This window comes from Dyella nitratireducens, assembly GCF_014642835.1.
GTDB lineage: Bacteria > Pseudomonadota > Gammaproteobacteria > Xanthomonadales > Rhodanobacteraceae > Dyella_B > Dyella_B nitratireducens.
Window position 1 is genome coordinate 30,415 of sequence record NZ_BMJA01000003.1, and the last position, 25,837, is coordinate 56,251.

The 25,837-nt window shown below is 64.4% G+C and carries 1 protein-coding gene (cut by a window edge); it reads right to left on the reverse strand.

What is annotated here, in order from left to right; all coding sequences use genetic code 11:
• Positions 1-25,837: the 3' portion of a non-ribosomal peptide synthetase gene (locus tag IEX75_RS16665; protein WP_188795839.1), read on the reverse strand. The gene runs 9,962 nt beyond the window's last position; 25,837 of the gene's 35,799 nt are visible here — the last part of the coding sequence; its start codon lies beyond the right edge, outside the window; the stop codon is at positions 1-3.

Sequence of the window (25,837 nt, forward strand, 5' to 3'; positions counted from 1 at the left end):
TCATGCAAGCGACAGTTCGCCGCTGGGCGAGTGGCTTCTGATCCTGCGTGAAATTTCGCGCGCCAATTTTTCGATATGCGGCGGTTTCACGATCGAGTGATGGCTGCCGCCGATTCTCGCCACGTCCAGGCGGGTGCCGAGCAGGTCGCGCCAACCCGCCGCGAGATCCTCGCCCTCGTCCCGGTCCGCGGAGAAGTACGTCACCAGCACGTCGACCGGCGGCGCGTCGTACGCTTCAACGGCATTGGCACCGGCCTGGTAGACCGCCAGCATTCGTCGCACCAGCGCCATGTCCATGTGCGCCGGCAACAGCGATTCGCGCTGGCACGCCTCGATCATGGCATCGACATCCTTGCGCTCCAGCAGCGCCATCAACTCGTCGTAAGCGGCATGCTGCCGCGCGTCGACGATGTCCGGATGCAGATCGACAACCCATTGCAGCAATGCGCTGCACGCGTCCAATTCAAAGATGCGCTCTTCAAAGCTATGTTCTACGCGCCGTTGCGCACGCAGCGAGCGGCTGTTGCCCGTATCGATCATGCCCACGAAGCGCGCGTTTTCGCCGCCGGCACGCAATTGGTGGGCCATGTCATAGGCGATCATGCCGCCCAGCGACCAACCCGCCAGCTTGTACGGGCCACATGCCTGCACCTGCCGTATCTGCTTGAGATAACAGGTTGCCATCTCGCGAATGCTCGCATGCGGTGTTTCGCCTGCGGCGATGCCGCTTGCCGCAAGGGCATAGACGGGTTGATTCGCATCCAGATGCCGGGCCAGGTCCAACGCGTACTGCACCTCGCCGCCGATGGGATGAATGAGGAACAGCGGCGTCAAATCGCCCTCTTTCCGGATCGGCACCAGGTTCGGCGAAGAACGATGGCTTGCTGGCACGGCAGGCTCGGCAACGGTGCCGATATCGACATCGGCGATCTTCGACATCAATGCCGCGATGGTCGGCGCTTCGAACACGGTGCGTAGCGGCAGCTCGACGTGCAAGGCGCGCTTTATGCGCGACATCATCTGTGTGGCCAGCAACGACTGTCCGCCCAGTTCGAAAAAGTCATCGAAGACGCCGACTTTGCCGACACCCAGCACATCCGCCCAGATGTCCGCCATGATCTGTTCGGTCGGCGTGCGCGGCGCGACATAGGTGGCGTCGCTCTGCATCTGCATCGGGTCCGGCGCCGGCAGTGCCTTGCGGTCCACTTTGCCGTTCACGGTCAGCGGCAATGCCTTCAGCACGACGAAGGCGGTAGGCAGCATGTATTCCGGCAATCGCTGCGACAGGCCCGTGCGACAGGTCGCCGCGATGGTGGAGGCGTCCTGCTCACGCTCCTGCGCGGGCACCACGTAGGCAACCAGCCGTTTTTCACCCGGCGTGTCTTCGCGCAACATCACCGCGGCCGCTTGCACGTCTGCCAACTCCGACAGTTGCTGTTCGATCTCGCCCAGCTCGATGCGGAAGCCGCGCAGTTTCACCTGATCGTCGCGGCGGCCCAGGAATTCCAGCTCGCCGTCCGCGCGGTAGCGCACCAGGTCACCGGTTCGGTAGAGGCGTGCACCGGGCTGGCCGAACGGATCGGCTACGAAGCGTTCTTCGGTGAGTTCCGCGCGCCGCAGATAACCCAACGCCACACCCGCGCCGCCGATGTAGAGTTCGCCCACGCTGCCAAGCGGCTGCACCTGCATGCATTCGCCCAGCACGTACAACTGAGTGTTGCCGATGGCGCGGCCGATCGGCGCCGCGGTGCCATCGAGCGTGTCCAGCACTGCCGCATCCGACAGCCGCCACACGCAGCAGCCCACCGTTGTTTCGGTCGGGCCGTATTCGTTGACGAACGTTGCCGCGGGAAGCAGCTTGCCTTTCCAGCGGCGCAGCGTGGACAGCGTGAGCTGTTCTCCACCCACCACGATGCAATGCGCGGCCGCGCCCGGCACGCCCGCTTCATCCACCGCTACCGCTTCGCCCAGATAGGACAGCGCTTCCAAATGCGCCGGCGTGATCTTGAACAGCCATGCCGCGCCCGGCGCGAACAATCGCGCCGACAGTTGCGGCAGCGTGCGCTCGTCATCCGGCAGCAACACGACCGGCTTGCCCACCAGCAACGGCGGCAGCAGCGTGGTCACGGTTGCGTCGAAGCCCAGCGGTGAACTCACCACGGCACCGGCGATGTCATCGCGCACGTATTCGCGTACGCAGTGCCACACGTAATGAAGCAGCGAACGGTGCGGCACCATCACGCCCTTCGGTTTGCCGGTGGAACCGGAGGTGTAGATCACGTAAGCCGTGTGGTCCGGCAGCGTGTGGTTCGGCAGATTGTCCTCCGCGTAGCTGTGCAGCAGGTCAGCTTCACCATCGATGCAGAATACCGGCACACCCGGCAACACCGGCACGCGATCGCGCACGTGTTGTTGCGTGAGCATTGCGGCGGGCCCGGCATCGTCCAGGATCATCGCCAGCCGTTCCGGCGGATACGCCGGATCCAGCGGCACGTAGGCGCCGCCCGCTTTAAGGATGCCGTACAGCGCAATCATCATGTCGACGCCGCGTTCCATGCATAGGCCGACCCGTGCACCGGGGCCGACGCCAAGCTGGCGTAAATGGTGCGCGAGGCGATTGGCACGCGCGTTGAGCTGTGCATAGCTCAGCGATATGTCCGCGTGAATCACGGCCACGTCATGCGGCGTACGCACCACTTGCGCCTCGAAGCACTGGTGCAAGGTCTGCGGCTGCCCGGGATAGGCAGTGGCCGTATCGTTGAGCGTGCGCAGTTGATGATCGCGTTCGGCCGCGCTCAGCATCGCCAGCTTGCCGACCGCACAGCGCGGATCGGCGACGACCGCTTGCAACAGGCGCGTGAAATGATCGGCCATGCGCTCCATCGTGCGCCGCTCGAACAGGTCGGTGCTGTATTCGAGATGGCCTCTGAGGCCGTCCCTGCCCTCCATCAGGCTCAGCGTCAGGTCGAACTTGGTGGTGGCGCTTTCATGGTCCAGCAGCTGCATGGACAGGCCCGGCAGCGCCAATTCGCCCATCGGTGCGTTTTGCAGTACCAGCATCACCTGGAACAAGGGCGTATAGCTCGCATGCCGTTCCGGCTGAAGCACGTCCACCAGTTGTTCGAACGGGACGTCCTGATGCGCATAGGCATCCAGCGTGTGCTGGCGCACCTGCTGCAACAGCGTGTTGAAGTCCTGCGTCAGGTCGACCTGCGTGCGCAGCACCAGCGTATTGACGAAGAAGCCGATCAGGTCTTCGATGTCGCCGTGGTTGCGGTTGGCGATGGGCGTACCGATGCAGATATCCGTTTGCCCCGTATAACGCGCGAGCAGAACGTTGAAGGCCGCGCACAAGGTCATGAACAGGCTGCCATGGGATTTCCTGCTCAACGCCTTCAGCTTGTCGCTCAGTTCCGCCGGCACCGCCAACGTCAGCGAAGCGCCGCTGCGGCCTTGTACGGACGGACGCGGTCGGTCGGTCGGCAACGCCAGCAATGCCGGGCTGCCCGCCAGTTGCCGCTTCCAGTAATCCAGTTGCTGCGCCAGCACCTCCCCGCCCAGCCACTGCCGCTGCCAGCTGGCGAAATCGACGTAGCGCATGGGTAGCTGCGGCAATGCCAGCGGCAAGCCACGCGCATGATGCGCATAGAACGCGGCGACTTCCCGCATCAGGATGCCCATCGACCAGCCATCCGACACGATGTGATGCATGGTCAGCAGCAACAGGTGTTCTTGCGCATCACATTGCACGAGCGCGCCGCGTACCAACGGCGGGGTCTGCAGATCGAACGGCGTGCGTGTTTCGTCGACGATCAGCGCCTTCGCCGCGGCGTCGCGTGCAGGCTTCGCCATGTGGCGCAAGTCGTGATGCGCCAGCGGCCATGCCATGCGCGGCAGGATGCGCTGCATCGGCGCGCCATCCACGCTTTCGAAGCAGGCACGCAGCACGTCGTGTCGCTGCACGACGTCGTTGAGTGCACGCTCCAGGGCGTCACGATGCAGTTCGCCTTTCAGTCGTAGGGTCACCGGCATGTTGTACGCGGCGTTCTGGCCTTCGAACTGATCCAGCAGCCACAGCCGCTGTTGCGCGAGCGACAGCGGAAAGGTTTCGCCCGCCGGCACTGGCGTTTGCGGCGGGGTTTCGTCTTCCGTGCTTGCCGGCACGACATGGTGGACCATCTCGATCAAGCTTGGCGCATCGAAAATCGCATGCAGCGATACGCGCACCTGGAACACCGTGGCGATCCGCGATACCAGTTGCGTCGCCAGCAGCGAATGGCCGCCGAGTTCGAAGAAATCGTCGTGGATGCCGATGCGGTCCAGCTTGAGCACGTCTGCCCAGATCGCCGCCATCCGCTGCTCGTCCGGTGTACGCGGGGCAATGAATGCCCTGCTGCTTTGCGTGAGGTCGGGTGCCGGCAACGCCTTGCGGTCGATCTTGCCGTTCGGCGTCAATGGCATGGCATCCAGCGTCATGAAGTGGCTGGGCAGCATGTAGTCAGGCAGTTTCCGCGACAGCAGCGTTCGCAGCTCCGCCTCATCCGGCAACGTCTGCGCGTCGTGCGCCACGAGATAGGCAACCAGGCGCGCGATGTTCCGCTCGTCCGTTCGCGCCAGCACGACCACGTCGCGCACGCCTTCCATCGCCGCGAGGGACGCTTCGATTTCCCCCAATTCGATGCGCAGGCCGCGAATCTTTACCTGATGATCGCTGCGGCCCAGATACTCGATGCTGCCGTCCGGCAAATAACGCGCCAGATCGCCGGAGCGGTACATGCGCGCACCGGGCACGGCGCTGAACGGATTCGGGATGAAACTCTGCGCGGTCAGCGCGGGGCGATGGACGTAACCACGCGCCAAACCCACGCCCGCGATGTACAGATGACCGACCACACCCACCGGCACCGGATGGAGCGCGTCATCCAGGATATGGATCTGGATGTTCGCAATCGGCCGTCCGATCGGCACGCATGCCAGTGCGCGGTCGTTGCGGCATTCCCACGCGGTGACATCGACCGACGCCTCGGTCGGGCCATACAGGTTATGCAAGGCGAGGTGCGGCCAACGTGCGAAGAAGCGCTGCTGCAACTCCAGCGGCAAGGCTTGCCCGCTGCACATCACCTGGCGCAAGGAGCGGCCACATTCGCCGGCCTCGTTGAGAAACACGTCCAGCATCGGCGGCACGAAATGCAGCGTCGTGATCGATTGCGCATCGATCAGCTCGGCCAGGTACGTCACATCCTGGTGGCCACCCGGACGCGCCACCACCAAGGTGGCGCCTTCGAGCAGCGGCCAGAAAAACTCCCACACCGACACGTCGAAACTGAAAGGCGTTTTCTGCAGCACACGGTCCGACGCCGTTAGCGGATAGGCGTCCTGCATCCATTGCAGGCGATTGACGATGCCTTGGTGATCGATGCCTACGCCTTTGGGCCTGCCGGTGGAACCGGAGGTATAGATCACATACGCCAGGTGATCGGGCTGCACGTGATGGTCGAGATCGTCTGTGTCGTAGCGCGCCAAGGTGGATGCGTCGCCGTCCAGCGCGACGACGCACACGCCCGGCATGCTCGGCACCCGTTCTCGCAGGTGTTGTTGGGTCAGTACTACGCTGAGCTCGGCGTCCTCCACGATGGCGGCAAGGCGGTCCGTTGGATAGCCCGGCTCCAGCGGCACATAGGCGCCGCCCGCCTTCAGGATGCCGTACAGCCCTACGATCATCTCCAGCGAACGCTCTACGCACAGGCCGACCGGACTGTCCGGGCCCACGCCCAGCGTGCGCAGATGCCGCGCGAGGCGGTTGGCTTGCGCATTGAGCTCGGCGTAGCTCAACGACATGTCTTCGTAGATCAGCGCGACGCGCTCCGGTGTCCGCGCAACCTGCGCTTCAAACAACTGCTGCAAGGTATGCGCGCCAGGACGCACTCCCGGATAGGCCTTGGCGGTGTCGTTGAAGCCGTAGAGCAGTTGTTGACGCTCGGCATCGCCCAGCATGTTCAGCTCGCCGACCGCGCAAGCCGGATCAGCGACGATCGCCTGCAGCAGGCGCGTGAAGTGATCCGCCATGCGTTCGATGGTGTGCCGCTCGAACAGGTCGGTGCTGTATTCGAAGTAGCCGTGCAGGCCGTCCTCATGTTCGGTCAGGCACAGCGTCAGGTCGAACTTGGCGGTGGCGATGTCGTTGTCCAGCAATGCCATCGACAAACCCGGCAACGCCAGCGCATCCATCGGCGTGTTCTGCAGCACCAGCATCACCTGGAACAGCGGCGTGTAGCTGGTGTGGCGTTCCGGCTGCAGGGCTTCGACCAGTTGCTCGAATGGCACGTCCTGGTGCGCATACGCTTCCAGCGTGTGTTGGTGCACCTGCTGCAACAGTGTGTGGAAATCCTGCGTCAGGTCGACCTGCGTGCGCAGCACCAGCGTGTTCACGAAAAAGCCGATCAGTCCTTCGATGTCCTTGCGGTTGCGATTGGCGATCGGGGTGCCGATACAGATGTCGTGCTGCCCGGCATAGCGCGCCAGCAGCACATTGAACGCGGCCGCCAGGGTCATGAACAGCGTGCTTTGCGTCGCCCTGCCCAGCGCTTGCAGTGGCGCTACCAATGTGGATGGCAACATCCATGGCAGCGTGGCGCCGGCATGGCTCATGCATGCCGGCCGCGGATGATCGGTCGGCAGGGTAAGCAGCGTCGGGCTATCGGCCAGTTGCTGCTTCCAGTAGCGCAGCTGCTGCTCGAGCACCTCGCCGCTCAGCCAGTGCCGCTGCCAGTGGGCGAAGTCCGCGTACTGGATCGGCAGGCTGGCCAACGGCGAAGGCTCACCTTGCAGGAAGGCGTTGTACAGCGCGGCTACTTCCCGCACCACCACGCCCATCGACCAGCCGTCCGACACGATGTGATGCATGGTCAGCAGCAGGATGTGTTCCCGTTCGGCCAGGCGGACCAGGCTGAAGCGGACCAGCGGGCCGGTGGTGAGATCGAAGGGCCGGTTCGCCTCGTCCTGCATGCGCAGGCGCGCCCGCGCTTCGCGCTCCTCGCCAGGCAGCTCGCTGAGGTCGACGATCGCCATCGACAGCCATGCATGCGGCGCAATCACCTGTACCGGTTCACCGTCATGTAGCGCAAAGGTGGTGCGCAATGCCTCATGGCGCTGCACGATCTCATTGAGTGCGCGCGACAGCGCGTCGGCATCCAGATCGCCCGCCAGGCGAATCGCCGCCGGGATGTTGTAGATCGTGCGCCGTACTTCGAACTGGTCGAGGAACCACAAGCGTTGTTGCGCGAATGACAACGGCAACGGTCGATCCCGTTCGATGCACGGAATGGGCGCGATGGCCGGCACGCCTTCACCTTGGCCGGCGCGCACCGCCAGCTCGGCCAAGGTGGGCGTCTCGAAGATCGCGCGCAACGGCAGATCGGTCTCGAACGACGCGCAGATGCGCGACAGCAACTGCGTCGCCAGCAGCGAATGGCCGCCAAGTTCGAAGAAGTTGTCGTGAATACCGATGTGCTCGCGTTTCAGCACCTCGCTCCAGATACCGGCCATTTTCTGTTCGTCGTCATTGCGCGGCGCTACGTAAGCGGCATCGGCGCGCGTCGTGTCCGGCACAGGCAACGCCTTGCGGTTGATCTTGCCGTTCGGTGTCAGCGGCATGCGGTCGAGCGTGACGAAATGGGCGGGCACCATGTAGTCGGGCAGTTCGCGCGACAGCAGCGCACGCAATGTGGGCACATCAGGCACGCCCTGCCCTTCATGCGGCACCAGATAGGCGACCAGTTGCTTGTCGCCGGCATCGTCCTGCCGCACCAGCACGGTGGTTTCGCGAATCGCCGGCAAGACTTGCAGCTTGGCCTCGATCTCGCCGAGTTCGATGCGAAAGCCGCGAATCTTCACCTGGAAATCGCTGCGCCCCAGGAACTCGATGGTGCCGTCGGGCAGATAGCGTCCCAGGTCGCCGGTTTTGTACAGGCGGGCGTGCGCATGGCCGGGCGGCGCGAACGGATCGGCAATGAATCGCTCGTGCGTCAACGCGGGCAGATGGATGTATCCGAGCGCGACGCCGGCACCGCCGATATAAAGTTCGCCCGCAACACCGATCGGCACCGGCTGCAGGTTGCGGTCCAGCAGGTAGATGCAGGTTCTGCCGATTGGACGTCCAATTGGAATGCTTCGGCCCGGCAACACCTGCGTGATGTCGTAGGTGGCCGCGAAAGTCGTCGTTTCGGTGGGGCCGTAGCCATTGATCAGACGCTGCGGCGGATGGTTCTGCAACACCTGGCCGATGATGTGCGGATCGAGCACGTCGCCACCCACCAGCAGCGCACGCAAATGGGTCAGCGCATCGCCAAGCGCTTGCGCGTACTGATTGAACAAGCCCACCGTCATCCACATGCACGTGATGCCCCGTGCGCGGATCAGCGCGGCCAACCGGCCTGGCTGCATCAGGTCGTCCTGACCGACGATCACGATGGCGGCGCCATTCTGCAGCGGCCCCCAGATTTCCAGTGTGCTGGCGTCGAACGCCGGATTCGCCGCACAGGCGAAGCGGTCGTCGGTTTGCAGATCGAGATAGCCGTTGGCGATGGCAAGGCGCTCGATCGCGCGATGCGGAATCTGCACACCCTTGGCGCGTCCGGTCGAACCGGAGGTGTACATGATGTACGCGCAAGCCTCGCCATCGATGGTGGCGGCGGGATTGTGCGCCGGCTGCCGCGCCAATGCTTCGCGTGTCGTGGGCTGATCGAGCGTCACGCTTTCGTAGCCATCGGGCACGGCGACATCACTGTGCGTAATGATGCAACGCGCGCCACAATCCTCAAGCATGTGCATTTGCCGCTCGATGGGCAGCACCGCATCCAGCGGCACGTAGGCCGCGCCGGCCTTGACCACCGCCAGCTCCGCGACGACCAGGTCCACGCTGCGTGGCAACGCCACCGCAATGGCATCACCGTCTTGCACGCCGCGTGCGCGAAGCAGATGTGCCAGCTGATTGGCGCGGCGATTGAGTTGCTCGTAACTGCAAGCCTGCTCGCCATCGAGCACGGCTGGCGCTGCGGGCGTTTGCGCAGCCCATTGCTCGAAGCGGCGGTGAATGCATAGCGATGCCGGTGTCTGCACGGGATAAACGGACGCGGCGTCGTTGAAGCCGTAGAGCAGTTGTTGACGCTCGGCGTCGCCCAGCATGTTCAGCTCGCCGATCGCGCAAGCCGGATCAGCGACGATTGCCAGCAGCAGACGCGTGAAGTGATCCGCCATCCGTTCGATGGTGTGCCGCTCGAACAGGTCGGTGCTGTATTCGAAGTAACCGTGCAGGCCGTCCTCATGCTCGGTGAGGCACAACGTCAGGTCGAACTTGGCGGTGGCGATGTCGTTGTCCAGCAAGGCCATCGACAAACCCGGCAACGCCAGCGCATCCATCGGCGTGTTCTGCAACACCAGCATCACCTGGAATAGCGGCGTGTAGCTGGTGTGGCGTTCCGGCTGCAGTGCTTCGACCAGTTGCTCGAATGGCACGTCCTGGTGCGCATACGCTTCCAGCGTATGTTGGTGCACCTGCTGCAACAGTGTGTGGAAATCCTGCGTCAGGTCGACCTGCGTACGCAGCACCAGCGTGTTCACGAAAAAGCCGATCAGTCCTTCGATGTCCTTGCGGTTGCGATTGGCGATCGGGGTGCCGATACAGATGTCGTGTTGCCCGGCATAGCGGGCCAGCAGCACATTGAACGCGGCCGTCAGGGTCATGAACAACGTGCTTTGCGTCGTCCTGCCCAGCGCCTGCAGCGGTACCACCAAGCTGGCGGGCAAGCTCCATGGCAGCGTGGCGCCGGCGTGGCTCAAGCGTGCCGGCCGCGGGTGATCGGTGGGCAGGGTGAGCAGCGTCGGGCTATCGGCCAGTTGCTGCTTCCAGTAGCGCAACTGCTGCGCGAGCACCTCGCCGCTCAGCCAGTGCCGCTGCCAGTGGGCGAAGTCCGCGTACTGGATCGGCAGGCTGGCCAACGGCGACGGTTCACCCTGCAGGAAGGCGCCGTACAGCGCAGCCACTTCGCGTACCACCACGCTCATCGACCAGCCGTCCGACACGATGTGATGCATGGTCAGCAGCAGGATGTGTTCCCGTTCGGCCAGGCGGACCAGGCTGAAGCGGACCAGCGGGCCGGTGGTTAGATCGAAGGGCCGGTTCGCCTCGTCCTGCATGCGCAGGCGCGCCCGCGCTTCGCGCTCCTCGCCAGGCAGCTCGCTGAGGTCGACGATCGCCATCGACAGCCATGCGTGCGGCGCAATCACCTGCACCGGTTCGCCGTCATGCAGCGCGAAGGTGGTGCGCAATGCTTCATGCCGGCGCACGATGTCGTTGAGCGTTTTCGCCAATGCATCGACGTCGAGCCGGCCGCTCAGGCAGACTGCCGCCGGGATGTTGTAGATGGCGCGCTGCGCTTCGAACTGGTCGAGGAACCACAAGCGTTGCTGCGCGAACGACAGCGGCAACGGCTGGTCGCGCGGCGCCAGTGGTATCGCCTCCAGGTTCGGCGTCACCGATGCCGTACCGAGCGCTTCGATGCGTGCCAGCAGCGCCTTCACGGTGGGCGCTTCGAAGATGCTTTGCACTGGCAGGTCGATGCCGAATTCGGCGCGGATTCGCGAAACCAGTTGCGTAGCGAGCAGGGAATCGCCACCGAGTTCAAAGAAATGGTCGTGGCTTTCCACGGATGGACGGCCAAACAATTCCCGCCACATCGCCGTGAGCGCGTCGATACGGCTGACGACCTGCGTCGCGCCCTGTTCCGCCGATGCCGCGGCAGGCAGTTCGTGCCGGGCGAATGCGTGAGCGACGGCAAACTCCGGGGCATCCGGATAAGGCACGTCGGTCCAGTAGCGTTCCCGCGCAAACGGATAGGTGGGCAGGCTGATGCGGCGCGGACGCGCGTTCGCATACAGCGCATTCCAATCGATGCCCAGGCCCTTCACCCACAGGTCCAGCAGCTTGCCGAACTTGCCCTTGGCGACCCACGCCTGGACCATCGCGGCCAGATCCTCGTCGCCCGACAGCATCGACAAGGCGCCACGCTTGCCATGACCGCGATGGATGCCTTCCATGTCTTCATCGCCCGCGACGAACGCCGTCAACTTCCGTTGCAGATCGTCCAGCGAATCGGCCAGCAGGGCCAGTCGCTCCTCCATCGCTTCACGGCCAACCTGCAGGGTGTACGCGATATTCGCCAGCGTCAGGTCAGCGCCGGCATGTGGCGAAGCGATCGCCGCCAGCAGCCGTCGTGCCTGCTCTTGCAAGCGCTCCGCATTGCGTGCGGACAGTACGATCATCGCCGGGTTTTGCGCGGGCTCATCCAGACTCGGAGGCGCCACGTATTCCTCGATCACCACATGCGCGTTCGCGCCACCCGCGCCGAACGAAGAAACGCCCGCGATGCGCGGCACTTCGCGTTGTTCGCCATCCGCACCTACCATCGGGCGCGGCCAGTGCGCCAGGCTCTGCTGCAACACGAATGGCGTGTCGGCGAATTTGATATGCGGATTGGGCGTGCCCGCATGCAGCGTAGGCGCCAGCGTTTGATGCTTCATCTGCATCAGCACCTTGCTGATGGCGACGAAGCCGCTTGCGCTTTCGCTGTGGCCCACGTTCGACTTGTGCGAACCAATGGCGCAGAACTGCCGGTCCTGCGTCCAGTGGCGGAACGCCTTGGTCAGGCCTGCGATTTCGATCGGATCACCCAGGCTGCTGCCGGTGCCTTGCGCTTCCACGTAACTCACGCAGCGCGCATCGATGCCGGCGCGCTGTAGCGCATCGCTCACCACCTGCGCCTGCAAGTTGGGGTTGGGCGTCATGTAGCTGGTGGTCTTTCCACCTGCGTTGATCGCGCTGCCCTTGATCACGCCATAGATATGGTCACCATCAGCCACCGCGCGATGCAGCGGTTTGAGCACGAGCGCACCCACCGCTTCGCTGTCCACGAAACCGTCGCCGTCCGCGCCGAACGAGCGGCATTGGTCGCCACTCGACAACAGCATCAGCGAAGACAGGTCGATCAGGTGTGCGGGCGCGCTGATCAGGTTCACGCCACCGGCGATGGCGACCTCGCTGTCGCCGCTGCGCAGGCTTTCGATCGCCAGGTGCACGGCCGTCAGCGAGGACGAGCACGCGGTGTCGACCGCCATGCTCGGGCCCTGGAAGTTGAACAGGTAGGACACGCGGTTGGCGAACGACCAGAAGCGCACGCCGGTGGCGTAGTGCTCGTTCAACACACCGACGAAGGTGCCGATCTTTCTGCTCCTGCACAGGCTTTCCGGCGTGTAACCCGCGTCCTCGATGCAGGCGTACACCTCTTGCAGGAACAGCCGCTCCTGCGGACTCATCAGCTGCGCTTCGCGCGGATGGATGTTGAAGAACAGCCGGTCGAAGCTATCGATATCGTCCAGCCAGCCCGCCCATTGCGTGTTGGTCTTGCCGGGTTGGTTCTTGCGTTCGTCGAAGTAGCGGCTGTGGTCCCAGCGCTCCGCCGGCACCGGCGAAATGCAGTTGCGTCCGGCGGCGAGGTTGTCCCAGAACTGGTTGACGTCGTTGGCCCCGGGGTAACGGCCGGAGAGGCCGATGATGGCGATGTCCCGGCTTTGTGTGGCAGGTGTCTGGATGGATGTTTCGGCTCGGAAAACCGGCCATTCCTCGCCCCGGTCCGCGCTGGAAGCCAATGGCCTTGCCGGCGCAACGGGTTGTGGGGACGCCTCCGCCTGGGTGACGGCATCCAGCCCCGTCCACCGCATCAAGGCTTCCGGCTGGCTCTGCATGAAATACCCAGCCAGACTTTCGATCGTCTGATATTCGAACAACAGCGTGGTGCTGATGCTGTCCGCGCCGAACACCTCGGCCAGCGCATTGGTCAACTCCATCACCAGGAACGAATCGATGCCGTACTCGTCGAAACCGATGGTTTCGTCGATCGCGTCCGGCGCAAGGCCGATGCTCTTGCCGATCAGCTGCTTGAACTGCCGGATGCTTTTTTCGCGCAGCGCATGGCTTGCCGTTGCACCGGCATGCTCGGCAGCGACACGTTCCCTCTCGATCATGGTGGCGCCATTCCGGTGTGTGTTCATGCCGCGCGTCGCATCGGGATCCAAGGCGCGGAAGCTGAATTGCCGGAAGCGGACGCAGACCAGGCCATCCGCATCGCACAGATCAATATCGAGCTTGCGTACCGCGTCCGTGGCGGACGTACCATCGCTGTAGCGCACGATCGCCCACATCTGGCGGGCGCAAGGCGCGCGCACTTCCAGCGCTTCGAGTGCGAACGGCAGCATCAGCATCAGCGTTTCGGGCGATGCCAATTGCAGGCCGAGCGGCGCCTGCAGGGCTGCATCGAGCAGGCTTGGATGCAGCACGTAGTCATCGAGCGAGCCGGCGACCGAAGCCGGCAAGGTGATACGCGCCAACACCTGATCCTTGCCGATGAACAGTTCGTCCAGGGTGCGGAAGGCCGGCCCGTAACGCAGGCCGTTCTTTTCGAAGATGGCATAGCATTGTGCGGCATCGGCATGCGCCGCACTGCATTGCTCGCGCCATGCAGCCACATCGTGGCGGATGGCGTCGGCCTGCGCATCGTTCGGTGCTGTCAACACGCTGCCCTGCCCATACGGCGATAGTTCATCGCCGATGTCGCTGTAGATGTCGTAGCGGATCGCGCCACCCGTTTCAGTGCGCAACGCCACATGCACGTCCAAACCCGCTTCGGTCACCACGACCGGCCTCGCCCAGGTCACCTTGCGCAAGGACAGTCCGTGATGCGCATGCGTCGACAACCGCGCGGCCGCGAGCGCCATTTCCAACTGCGCTACGCCCGGCAATATGCGCATGCCTGCCACGTTGTGATCGGCCAGGAAGAACTCGCTGCCATGGAAGTGGCTGCTGAAGCGTTGCGTGGACAGGTCGGACGTATTGCGATGAAGCAAAGGATGCAGGCACGGCGAAGACACCGCCGCCACAGGCGCCTCGGGTTGTGCGATGGAAAGTCCATGACGCTCGCGTGCGAAAGGATAGGTCGGCAAGCTGATGCGACGCGGCGGGAAGGTGCCGTGGAGCGCACGCCAATCGATGCCATCACCCTTTACCCACGCATCCAGCCACGCGTGCAGGTCGCCCTGCTCTGCTCCCTTGCCGAAAGCACCCTTCGCAACGGACATGGCCGGCACATCCTTCTGGCGGCGAACTTGTCCGCGATGAAGACCGCGGCTGTCACCCGCAAGGAAACGCTTCAACGACTCGCGCGTTTCGGCCAGCGAGCCGGCCACGAAGCCGAGCCGCTCTTCCATCGCTTCGCGTCCGACCTGCAACGTATACGCCAGTTCGTCCAATGCGACGTCAGGCTGCGCATCAAGGAATGCGAGCAGCGCCTGTACCTGTTCCCGCAGGCGCGCTTCATGCCGTGCCGACAGCACGACCGCGGAAGGCCCGTTCGTGCGCGGCGCGGTCCGTGCCGGCGGAACGTATTCCTCCAGCACGACATGTGCGTTCACGCCGCCGAAGCCGAACGAACTCACGCCCGCGCGGCGCGGCAGCGCGTGGCCTTGCGCATCGCGCATGGCCGTCCACTCGCGCGCTTGCTGCACCACGTAGAACGGACTGCCATCCAGTTCGATGTACGGATTGAGCTTTTCGCTGTGCAGGCTCTTCACCAAGGTCCGGTGCTTCATCTGCAGCAGTACCTTGACCACACCCGCGATGCCGGCGGCCAATTCGAGATGGCCGACATTGGTTTTCACCGAGCCCAGGCCGCAATGCGGCAGCGCCGCGGCCGTTTCGCCCGCATCCGCGTATAACGCGTCGAATGCCGCCTTCAGTCCGTTGATTTCGATCGGATCACCCAGCGGCGTGCCGGTGCCGTGCGTTTCGATGTACGTGACGGTGTGCGGATCGATGCGGGCTTCGCGGTGCGCTTTCATCACCACGGCGGCCTGCGCCTTGGGATTGGGCGCGGTCAGCGAATTGGCGCGGCCGCCGTGGTTCTCGGCAACTCCGCGAACAAGGCCATGGATGGGATCGCCATCGCGCTCGGCCTCCGACAGCTTCTTCAGCACCAGCATCGCGACGCCTTCGCCGCGCACGTAGCCGTTGGCCTCGCTGGAGAACGTCTTGCAGCGGCCGTCCTCGCACAACATGCCGGATTTATCCAGGCTGATATGCGCCTCGGGCGTCAGGATGGTATTCACGCCACCGACGATGGCGATCTTGGCGTCGCCGTTCTGGATAGCCATCACGCCACGCCGCAATGCCACCAGTGAACTGGAACATGCCGTTTCCACCGGCTCGCTCGGGCCGTGCCAGTCGAGCAGATAGCTGATGCGGTTGGGGCCGACCGAAGGTACGCCACCGGTCGAGGAATAGGCCTGCCCCCATAAGTTCGCGCGATGAAGCAGCGTGCCGTAGCCGGGCGCACCGGTGCCGACATAGATGGCCGTGTCGCTGCCAGCCAGCGTCGAGGCGGCATAGCCGGCATCTTCCAGCGCCTTCCATACGTGGATCATCATCAGGCGCTGCTGCGGATCCATCATCTGCGCTTCCTTGGGCGAGATGCTGAAGAACATCGGGTCGAACTCGTCGACGCCATCGATGAAGCCGCCCCATTTGATGCGGGTCTTGTTCTCCTCCCGCGACGGATCGCCGTACAGCGCATGCCAATCCCAGCGTTCGGGCAGAACCTCGCTGATGCAGTCCCGGCCGTCGCGCAGGTTGCGCCAGAACGCATCCAGATCGCGCGCCTGCGGAAACTGCCCGCTCATGCCGATGATGGCGATCGGCTCGGGCTCATCGAGCTTCGGAGAAACGCTCACGCTCGCCGCGGCGGCGGACGCCGGGACCCAGCGTTTTGGCGATGCCGCCACATCGCCGTTCGTTGCCGCCATGTGCGGTGTCACCGCGTCCTGGTGTTCCCTCTCCAGATAGCCGGCCAGGCCGGCTACGGTCGGGTATTCGAAGAAGATCGTCGGCTTCAGCTCGAGCCGATAGCGATCATTGATGGCATTGCAGAATTCGGTGAGCGTGACGGAATCGAAACCGTATTCGCTGAGCACGGTGCCGCCGTCGATGTCTTCGGGCTTGACCTTGATCAGCGTGGAGACAAGTTCGATCAGTGTCTGCTTTACCGAGCCCACCAAGTTGGGTGCTGCCTCACCGTCATCCCGGCCTGCGCCGTGGTGAAGACGCGGCACGGATGCAACGGCGGCACCACTCAGCAACACGTCGCGAATCCGCACCGCATTCCCCGCCACCACCAGGGCCTGATTCACTCCGCTCGCCAGTACCTGCCGCAGCGCAAGCACCCCGCTGTCCGTGGCCAGCGCATGCACACCCCATTGCTGCGCCACCATCGCACGCGTGGACGCATCCACCTGCATGCCGCCTTCGTCCCACAACGGCCAGTTGATCGACAGCGTGCGGCCATGCCGCTGCCCGCATGCAACCAGCTCGGCGCGATGATGCGCAAAGGCATCCATGAAACCATTCGCCGCCGCGTAGTCGGCCTGCCCGATGTTTCCCACCGCACCCGCCATCGACGAAAAACAGATGAAGACATCGAGCGCGATGTCGCGGCTGGCCCGATCGAGATTCAACGTGCCGGCCACCTTGGCGGCCAGCACGTCATGCAACTGCTGCCGGGTCTTGCGGATGATGAAGCTGTCGCGCAACACGCCCGCACTGTGGATGATGCCGTCCAGGCTTTCGAATTCCTCTGGAATGCTCTGCACCAGCGACGTCAACGCGGCGGAATCGGTGACGTCCACCGCGTGATAGCGCACCACGGCGCCGAGCGTTTCCAATTGCCGCAGGTTCGCCTGGATCGCCTCGTTCAACGGCGAGCGGCCCGTCAGTACCAACACCGGATTGCGTGCTTGCCGTGCAATGTCGCGCGCAAAAATCAAACCCAGTCCGCCCGCGCCGCCGGTGATCAGGTACACGCCGTGCGCCTTCCAGGGTGATGGCACGTCGGACGACGCTTGCCATTCGGCCCACGCGCCAACCTGGCGTTCGCCATTGACGTAACGCACGAGCGGCGCATCGCTGCCGTGCTGCTCCAACAAGGCCTGCGCGATGTCTTGCCCAGGCTCCACACAGATGACCTGCCCGACCAGGCGCGGGTTTTCCTGTTGCGCCGTGCGCAGCATGCCGCTCAATCCGGCGAGCGTGCGCGCCATGCCCTCGCCCGGCACCACCACTTGCAACCGTTGCTTGCCGCGCTGGCTCGCTAGCGCTTGCAGGTGCTCAAGCAAGGTGGCCGCCGCCGCTACGTAGCACTGGGCGGGATCATCGTCCGCAGCGAGCGCAACGCAAGTGACGCCTGGCATGCGCGCTTGCACGCGTTCGACCTCGGCGGCATCGCCACTGCACAACAGCACGCGATGATCGGCGAACGAGCTGCCCGCGTCGCCGCGGCTTAGCGCCGGTTGCGCTGTCCAGGAAGGCAGAAACAGCAGGGTTTCGATGGGTGGGCTGGCGGGCTTCACAGCTGCGCTTTCGCGCACGGCGGGTGCCGGTTCGCTGCGCGCAAACTGCATCGGCGCAGTGCTCAACGTGATCCAATGACGCTCGCGGGCAAAGGGATACGTGGGCAGGCTGATGCGGCGCGGGTGCTCGGCGCCATACAGGCGCCGCCAATCGAAGGTGAGCCCTTTCACCCACAAGCTCAGCAATTTTTCGAACTTGCCCTTGGCGATCCAGGCGGAAACCGCCGCGTCGATATCGTCGTCGCCGGCCAATGCCGACAATGCATCCTTGTTCTGCTTCACCTGGCCGCGATACACGCCTTCGATGGCGGCATCACCCGCCGCATACGCGCCCAGCTTTTCGCGCAGTTCGTCCAGCGAGGTCACTAGCAACGCCAGCCGCTCGTCCATTGCCTCGCGGCCGACCTGCAGCGTGTACGCCAGATCGTGCAGCACGATGGCGTCATCGTCCGTGATGGCTGCAAGCAACTGCTGCACCTGTTCGTGCAGGCGGTCGGCGTGACGCGCGGACAGCAGCACGATCGCCGGCCCGTTCCATGCGGGCACCGCGCGCAAATCGCGATATTCTCCGATCACGACGTGCGCGTTGGCGCCGCCCGCGCCGAACGACGAAATACCCGCAAGGCGCGGGTATTCGCGGTTGACGCCATCGATATTCAGCACCGGTCGCGGCCATGGCGACAACGTCTGCTGCACCACGAACGGTGTCTGCGCGAAATCGATGTTCGGATTGAGCACGCGCGAGTGCAGGCTCGGCGCGAGCTGCCCGTGCCTGAGTTGCAGCAACACTTTCGTGACGCCGGCAATGCCGGCCGCGCTTTCGCAATGACCGATGTTCGACTTGGCCGAACCGATCGCGCAGAACTGCGTGTCTTGCGTCCAGTGACGGAAGGCTTTGGACAAGCCGGCGATCTCGATCGGATCGCCCAGGCTGGTGCCGGTGCCGTGCGCTTCCACGTAGCTCAACGCACGCGCATCCACGTGCGCTTCGCGCAGCGCGCGCTCGATCACCTTCGCCTGCGCGTTCGGATTCGGCACGGTGTAGCCGTTGGTGCGGCCACCGTGATTGATCGAGGTGCCTTTGATCACGCCATAGATGTGATCGCCATCGGCCTGCGCCTGCGCGAGCGGTTTTAGCAACACCGCGCCGACGCCCTCGCCCGGCACGTAGCCTTCGCCGCCTTCGCCGAAACTCTCGCAACGTCCCTTGCCGGAAATGAACTTGCCCTGTGCCAGCATCAGGTATTTGTTCGGATGCACCGACACGTTCACGCCGCCGGCAAGCGCCGCCGAACAATCGCCGCGCTGCAGGGCGCGGCATGCAAGATGGATCGCCGTCAGCGATGAGGAGCACATCGTGTCCAGCGCCAGGCTGGGGCCGTTGAAATTGCAGAAGTAAGAGATGCGGTTGGCGATCGACGCGGGACTGCCCTGCAACGCCACGTCGCGCCCGCGCTCCTGTTCTTGCGCACCGTAGAGCTGGTATTCCTCGTACATCACGCCAACGAACACGCCCACCTCGCCATCCTCGGCAACGTTCTCGCGCGTGTAGCCGGCGTCTTCCAGCGTGGCGTGCACGCACTCCAGGAACAGCCGCTCCTGCGGGTCCATGAGTTCCGCTTCGCGCGGCGAAATGTTGAAGAACAACGGATCGAACCAATCCACGCCGTCGATGAAGCCGCCCCATTTGCCATACGTCTTGCCGGGCTTGTTGCGGTCTTCGTCGAAGTAGCGCGCATGATCCCAGCGCTCCACCGGAATCTCGGTGATGCTGTCCTTCCCTTGGCTGAGATTGCGCCAGAACTGCTTGAGATCGTTGGCTTGTGGGTATCGCCCAGCCAGACCGACGATTGCGATGTCGCCCATCGCTTGTTCGCTGCGTGACGCAAAACGCGAGCGAAGCGGACTGATGGCCGCCACTCGCGCCGACGCCGCGGGTGCCGCCGCAACGGGCGGCACAACCGGTGCGTCGCCCAGCAATGCAATCAATGCGTCCCGATGCCGCTCCACGAAATAGCCGCTGAGCGAAGCGATGGTTTGGTGTTCGAAGAACAAGGTCTTCGGCAGCGCGCCGAACACTTTCTCCAGTTGCGTGGTGAGGTCCATCACCATCACCGAGTCGATGCCATATGCCTCCAGCCGCGCGTTCGCATCGATATCTTGCGGCGGCAGCTTGAGCGTGGAAGACAGCAAGCGCCGCAGATAGCGCAGCGTGCGCTCATGCCCGTCATCCACCACGGGCTCCGTTGTGGGCTGCGAAGAGGGCGCATCCACCATGGCGGCAACCTCGCCAAGCAGGGCGGCTTGCAACCGCTCACGCTCGCCTTCGGCAACCAGCACCTGCGGCCGTCCAAACGCCAGTGCGTTGGCCAGCGCCATGCAACCGTTGGTCGCGCGCAGCGGCGTCATGCCCCACTGCTGTAACAAATAACGCCGCGTGGCGTCGTCCACTTGCATGCCGCCCGCTTCCCACAGCGGCCAGTTGATCGACAGCGTGCGTCCGTGCCGCGCGCCTTGCCCGACAAGTTCGTGGCGATGCTGGGCGAACGCATCCATGAACGCGTTGGCCGCCGCATAGTCGGCCTGGCCGACGTTGCCGACCGCGCCGGCGATGGACGAGAACATCACGAAGACATCCAGCGGCAGGTCGCGGCTTGCTTCATCCAGATGCAGCGTGCCGTCGACTTTCGCGCGCAGCACGGCGGCCAGTTCGTCCGGCGTCTTCTTCATGAGGAAGCTGTCGCGCAGCACGCCCGCACTGTGCAGGATGCCGTGCAGCGCGCCGAATTCCGTCACGATGTCGCGCAGCGCCGCATGCACGGCGTCGCGCTCGCCCACGTCCAGTACCCAATAGCGCACGGTTGCGCCGAGTGTTTCCAGCTCGGCGAATGCCGCGCGCATCGATTCGTCCGGCTGCGAGCGCCCGGTGAGAATCAGCGTTGTGCCGTGCGCCTGGCTGAGGATGTCGTGCGCGAAGATCAAGCCAAGACCACCGGCACCGCCAGTAATCAGATACACGCCGCCGTCCCGCCATGGCTTCGGCGCGCCGTGTGATGCGGGCAGTGCTTCCCACCCCGCGACTTGCCGCTCGCCTTGTGCGTAGCGAATGTGCGAGGCCGGCGCATGCAGGTTGTCCAACACGGCTTGCGCTACGTCCTGGTTCGGCGCTACGCCGATCACTTGCCAGACGATGTGCGGATATTCCAACTGCGCCGTGCGCAGCATGCCGGCCAGTCCTGCGTAAACCTGACCAGCGCCGCCGTTTGGCACGGCCACCTGCACGAGATGACGGCCGGCTTCGCGCCCCAGGACGGGCAACTTCTGCAACAGATGGCGTGCTGCGTCGGCGTAGCCGTCCGCGAGATCGGCGCCGGCGAAGCTTGCGCAATCCGCCTTCGGCAATCGCGCCTGCACGTTTTCTGCACTGGCCGCAGTCTGGTCGCACAACAGCACCAGATGCTGCGTGATGTCATGCGCTTGCGCCGCGTTCGCAGGCAACGCTTTCCATACCGGCGCAGCCAATAACATCCGGTCGAGCGATGCGGTCAGGTGGCGCGCGGTCGATGCGTGCAAGACCAGCCGCTCGATGCGCGCGCAAAGCTTGCCGGCGCCGTCGCATACATCGATATCGAATTGCCGCGCCGCACTGTCAGGCGATTCAAGCTGGCGCACCCACGCCCACGCCGTGGCGGGACACGTGGCCAGCACGTCCAGCACACCCAGGCTAGCGGGCACCCACAACGTGTCTGCACGCGAGGCGTCGCCTTGCACGATGCCGAGCGCCGCTTGCAGCGCCGCATCGAGCAAAACGGGATGCAAGGCGTAGTCGTGCTGTGCATCCTGTAGCGCAGCAGGTATGGCGATGTGGGCGAGCACTTCGCCGTGGCCGACCAGCAATGCCTGCACGCCCTGGAATGTCGCGCCATAGTGCAGCCCCATGCGCTCGAACAAGGCATAGCATTGCCGCGCATCCAGTCGTTCCACATCGCATTGCGCCCGCAGCCGGCTGAGGTCGTGAACGCCTGGTGTCGCAGCGTGTGCGACAAGCGTCGCGCTGCCACGGCTGTAGACGGTGTCTTCATCTGCGCCATGCAGTTCGAATGCGACCACCTCATCGTCCTGCGGCGTCAGGCGGAGATGCACGTCGATACCGCCGTCGCCTGCCATCGCCGGGCGCAGCCACGCCACGTCATGCAGGCGCAGGGCAACCGCTTCGCCGATGGACACCTCGACGGCGCGGCGCGCCATTTCCAGTTGCACGGCGGCGGGCAGCACGAGTGCACCGTGCACGCGATGGTCAGCGAGGAAATAGTCCTCGCCCGTGAAGTGCGAACTGAAACGCTGCGCGGCAAAGGTGGAGGTATTGCGATGCAGGAGCGGATGCATGACGCCCGCGCCCACCGTCACCGCCGGGCCGATGGGCATCCAGTAGCGCTCGCGTGCAAACGGATAAGTCGGCAGGCTGATCCGGCGCGGGTGGCGTCCTGTTGCATACAGGCGGCGCCAATCCAACGACAGCCCGTTGACCCACAGCTCCAGCAGCCTGCCGAACTGCCGTTTCGCGATCCAGGTATCGATCATCGCATCGAGGCCGTCGTCGCCGGCGAGATTCAGCAGCGTGTCCTGCTCTAGTCTGACCTGCCCGTGATACAAACCGTCGATTGCCGTGTGGCCGGCCACATAGGCGGCCAGTTTTTCGCGCAGTTCATCCAGCGAGTGCACCAACAAACCGAGGCGCTCGTCCATCGCTTCGCGGCCGACCTGCAGCGTATAGGCGAGATCGTGCAGCACAGGCTCCACATCCGTGTCGAGCGCGGTCAAAAGCCGCTTCGCATGTTCCAGCAGGCGATCGGCCGTGCGCGCGGAAAGCACCACCAGCGCAGGCCCGTGCCACGCATGCGCGGCTTCGATCGGCGCGCGATATTCCTCAATCACCACGTGCGCATTGGCGCCACCCGCGCCGAATGAGGAAACGCCGGCAAGCCGTGGGCATTCGCGCCTGACGCCATCTTGCTCCAGCACTGGCCGCTGCCATGGCGAAAGCGTCTGCTGCACCACGAACGGCGTCTGCGCAAAATCGATGTTCGGATTGAGCACCTCCGAATGCAGGCTGGGTGCAAGCTGTCCGTGCTTGAGTTGCAGCAGCACCTTGGTGACGCCAGCAATGCCGGCGGCACTTTCGCAATGACCGATGTTCGACTTGGCCGAACCGATGGCGCAGAACTGCGTGTCTTGCGTCCAGTGGCGGAAGGCTTTGGACAAGCCGGCGATCTCGATCGGATCGCCCAGGCTGGTACCGGTGCCGTGCGCCTCGATGTAGCTCACCGCGCGTGCGTCGATGCGCGCGTCACGCAGCGCGCGCTCGATCACCTTCGCTTGCGCATGCGGATTGGGTACGGTGAAACCGTTGGTCTTGCCACCGTGATTGATGGCCGTCGCCTTGACCACGCCATAGATGTGATCGCCATCGGCCTGCGCCTGCACGAGTGGTTTTAGCAACACCGCGCCGACACCCTCGCCCGGCACATAGCCTTCGCCGCCTTCGCCGAAACTTTCGCAGCGCCCTTTGCCGGAAATGAACCGGCCCTGCGCCAGCATCAGGTATTTGTTGGGATGCACCGACACGTTCACGCCACCGGCGATCGCCACCAAACAGCCGCCTTGGCGCAGCGCCTGGCAGGCCAGGTGAATGGCCGTCAGCGACGAGGAGCACATCGTGTCCAGCATCAGGCTGGGGCCGTGGAAGTTGTAGAAATACGAAACGCGGTTGGCGATGGACGCGGGACTTCCCGGCACGGCGATAGGCCGGCCGAGCGCCTGCTCTTGCGCGGCGAACATTCGGTATTCCTCGTACATCACGCCGACGAACACGCCGACGTCGCCATGCTCGGCGACGTTCTCGCGCGTATAGCCGGCATCCTCCAGCGTGGCATGCACGCACTCCAGGAACAGACGCTCCTGCGGGTCCATCAATTCCGCTTCGCGCGGCGAGATGTTGAAGAACAACGGATCGAACCGGTCCACGCCGTCGATGAAACCGCCCCACTTGCCGTAGCACTTGCCCGGCTTGCCGTGTTCCTCGTCGAAATAACGGGCGTGGTTCCAGCGCTCCGGCGGAATCTCCGTGATGCTGTCGCGCCCCTGGCTCAGGTTGTTCCAGAACTGCTCAAGGTCCATCGCCTGCGGGTAGCGGCCGGCCAGGCCGATGATCGCGATATCGCCCAGATCATCGTTCGCATCGTGGCGACGAACCGGTGTTGCGTAACGCGCCTGCATGGCAAGCGCGGATGGCGCGTGTGCCGTTTTTTGCGCAGATGGCGTCGCGGCGGCTTCGGCGATGGCACGCGGTTCGCCCAGCAGGGCCCTCATCGTTTCGCGATGGTGCTGCACGAAATAGCCGCTCAGCGCGGCTAGGGTCTGATATTCGAAGAACAGCGTCTTCGGCAACGGGCCGAATTGCCGTTCGAGAGCGCGCGTCAGTTCCAGCACCATGATGGAATCGATGCCGTAGGCTTCCAGTTGCGCCTGCGGTTGGATCTTGTGCGCCGGGGTTTTCAAGGTGGCGGACAGGAAGCGCACGAAATGGCGGATGGCGCGTTCGTGCATGTCGTCTGCAACGTCGGTTTCCGCTGCAAGTGGCGCGTCGAGCACGGGTACATCATCGGCCATGCGAACGCGATCGCCGGCTGGCGCATGATCCAATACGCGCATGCCAAGCTGCCGGAAGCGCAGGCACACCCTGCCCTGCTCGTTGCACACGTCGATGTCCACGATGCGCACCGCGTCGCTGTGCGTGCCGTTGCTGCGCACCACCACCCATGCCTGATCCGTGCAGGGCGCCAGCACGTCCAGGCGTTGCAGCGCGAACGGCAGCATCAATGCAGGCTCGCGTCCCGCGCCGATGTCCAGGCCGATCGCTGCCTGCCACGCGGCATCGAGCAAACTGGGATGCAGTACGTAGCGATCGCTGTCCGCTCGTTGCGACGCCGGCAACGCGATCTGCGCGAGCGCCATGCCGTCACCCGCGAACAGGGCCAGCAGACCCTGGAAGCCCGCGCCATAGTGCAGCCCCAGACGATCGAACGTGTCGTAGCACGCGGCGGCGTTCCAATGAGCTCGCGTGCATTGTTCGCGCAGCGCAAGCAAGTCGTGCATCGCAGGTTCGGACGATGCGAGCGTTTCCGTCACCACGCCACGGCTGTAGACAGCGATCTCGCCGTCCACAGGGTCCGCATGCAGTTCGTAGGCAATGTCGCCGCGTCCGTCCACGCGCAGCGATACGTGCAGTTGCACGCCTTGCTCGCTGGTCAGCACCGGGCGTTCCCACACGATGTCTTGCAGATGCAGCGGCGAGGTCGCATCCAGCACGGCGCTTGCCGCGGCGCGCGCCATTTCCAGCTGTGCCACGCCCGGCAGCACGCGCTTATCGCGTACGACGTGGTCGGCGAACACGAATTCGCGGCCGTCGAAACGGCTGCTGAAACGTGGGCCAAGCAGGTTCGACGTATTCCGATGCAGCAAGGGATGCAGCGTGGCGACGTTGGATGCCGCCGGCAGATTGGCACCGCCGGCCTCGATCCAATAGCGCTCCTGCGCAAACGGATAGGTCGGCAGGCTGACACGGCGCGGCCTGCGTTCGCCGTGCAGCGCCGCCCAATCCACGCGGCGGCCATCCACCCACTGCGCAAGGATGCGCGTCCATTGTCCTTGTGCGGCCTCGTCGCGCAATGTGGCGTCCGCATCGTCGCGCACGGACGATGCGGCAAGCTTTTCGCGGCGCGCCTGTCCGCGATGCAAACCGGCGACGTCGGCATCGCCAGCCACGAAGCGCGTCAGCAGATCGCGCAGTGCTTCGTGTGTGCGCACGCTGACGCCAAGCCGCTCCTCCATGCCTTCGCGACCCACCTGCAAGGTGTAGGCGATGTCGTCCAGCGTGAGGTCGCGCGCTGCCGGCGTGTCGAGAAAGTCGATCCATTGGCGCGCCTGCTCGCGCAAGCGTTCCTCGTTGCGCGCGGAGAGTACGAACGCCACCCGCTTTTCTGATGGTGCGGCTGCGGCCGGGGCGACGTATTCCTCCAGCACGACGTGCGCATTGACGCCGCCGAAGCCGAACGAACTCACGCCCGCGCGACGCGGCAGCGCTTCGCCGTGCGCGTCGCGAAAGGGCAGCCATTCGCGTGTTTCGTTCACGACGTAGAACGGGCTGCTATCCAACTGGATATACGGATTGATCCGTTCGCCATGCAGGCTCTTCACCAGTGTGCGGTGCTTCATCTGCAACAGCACTTTCACCACGCCCGCGACGCCAGCCGCCAATTCCAGATGGCCGATG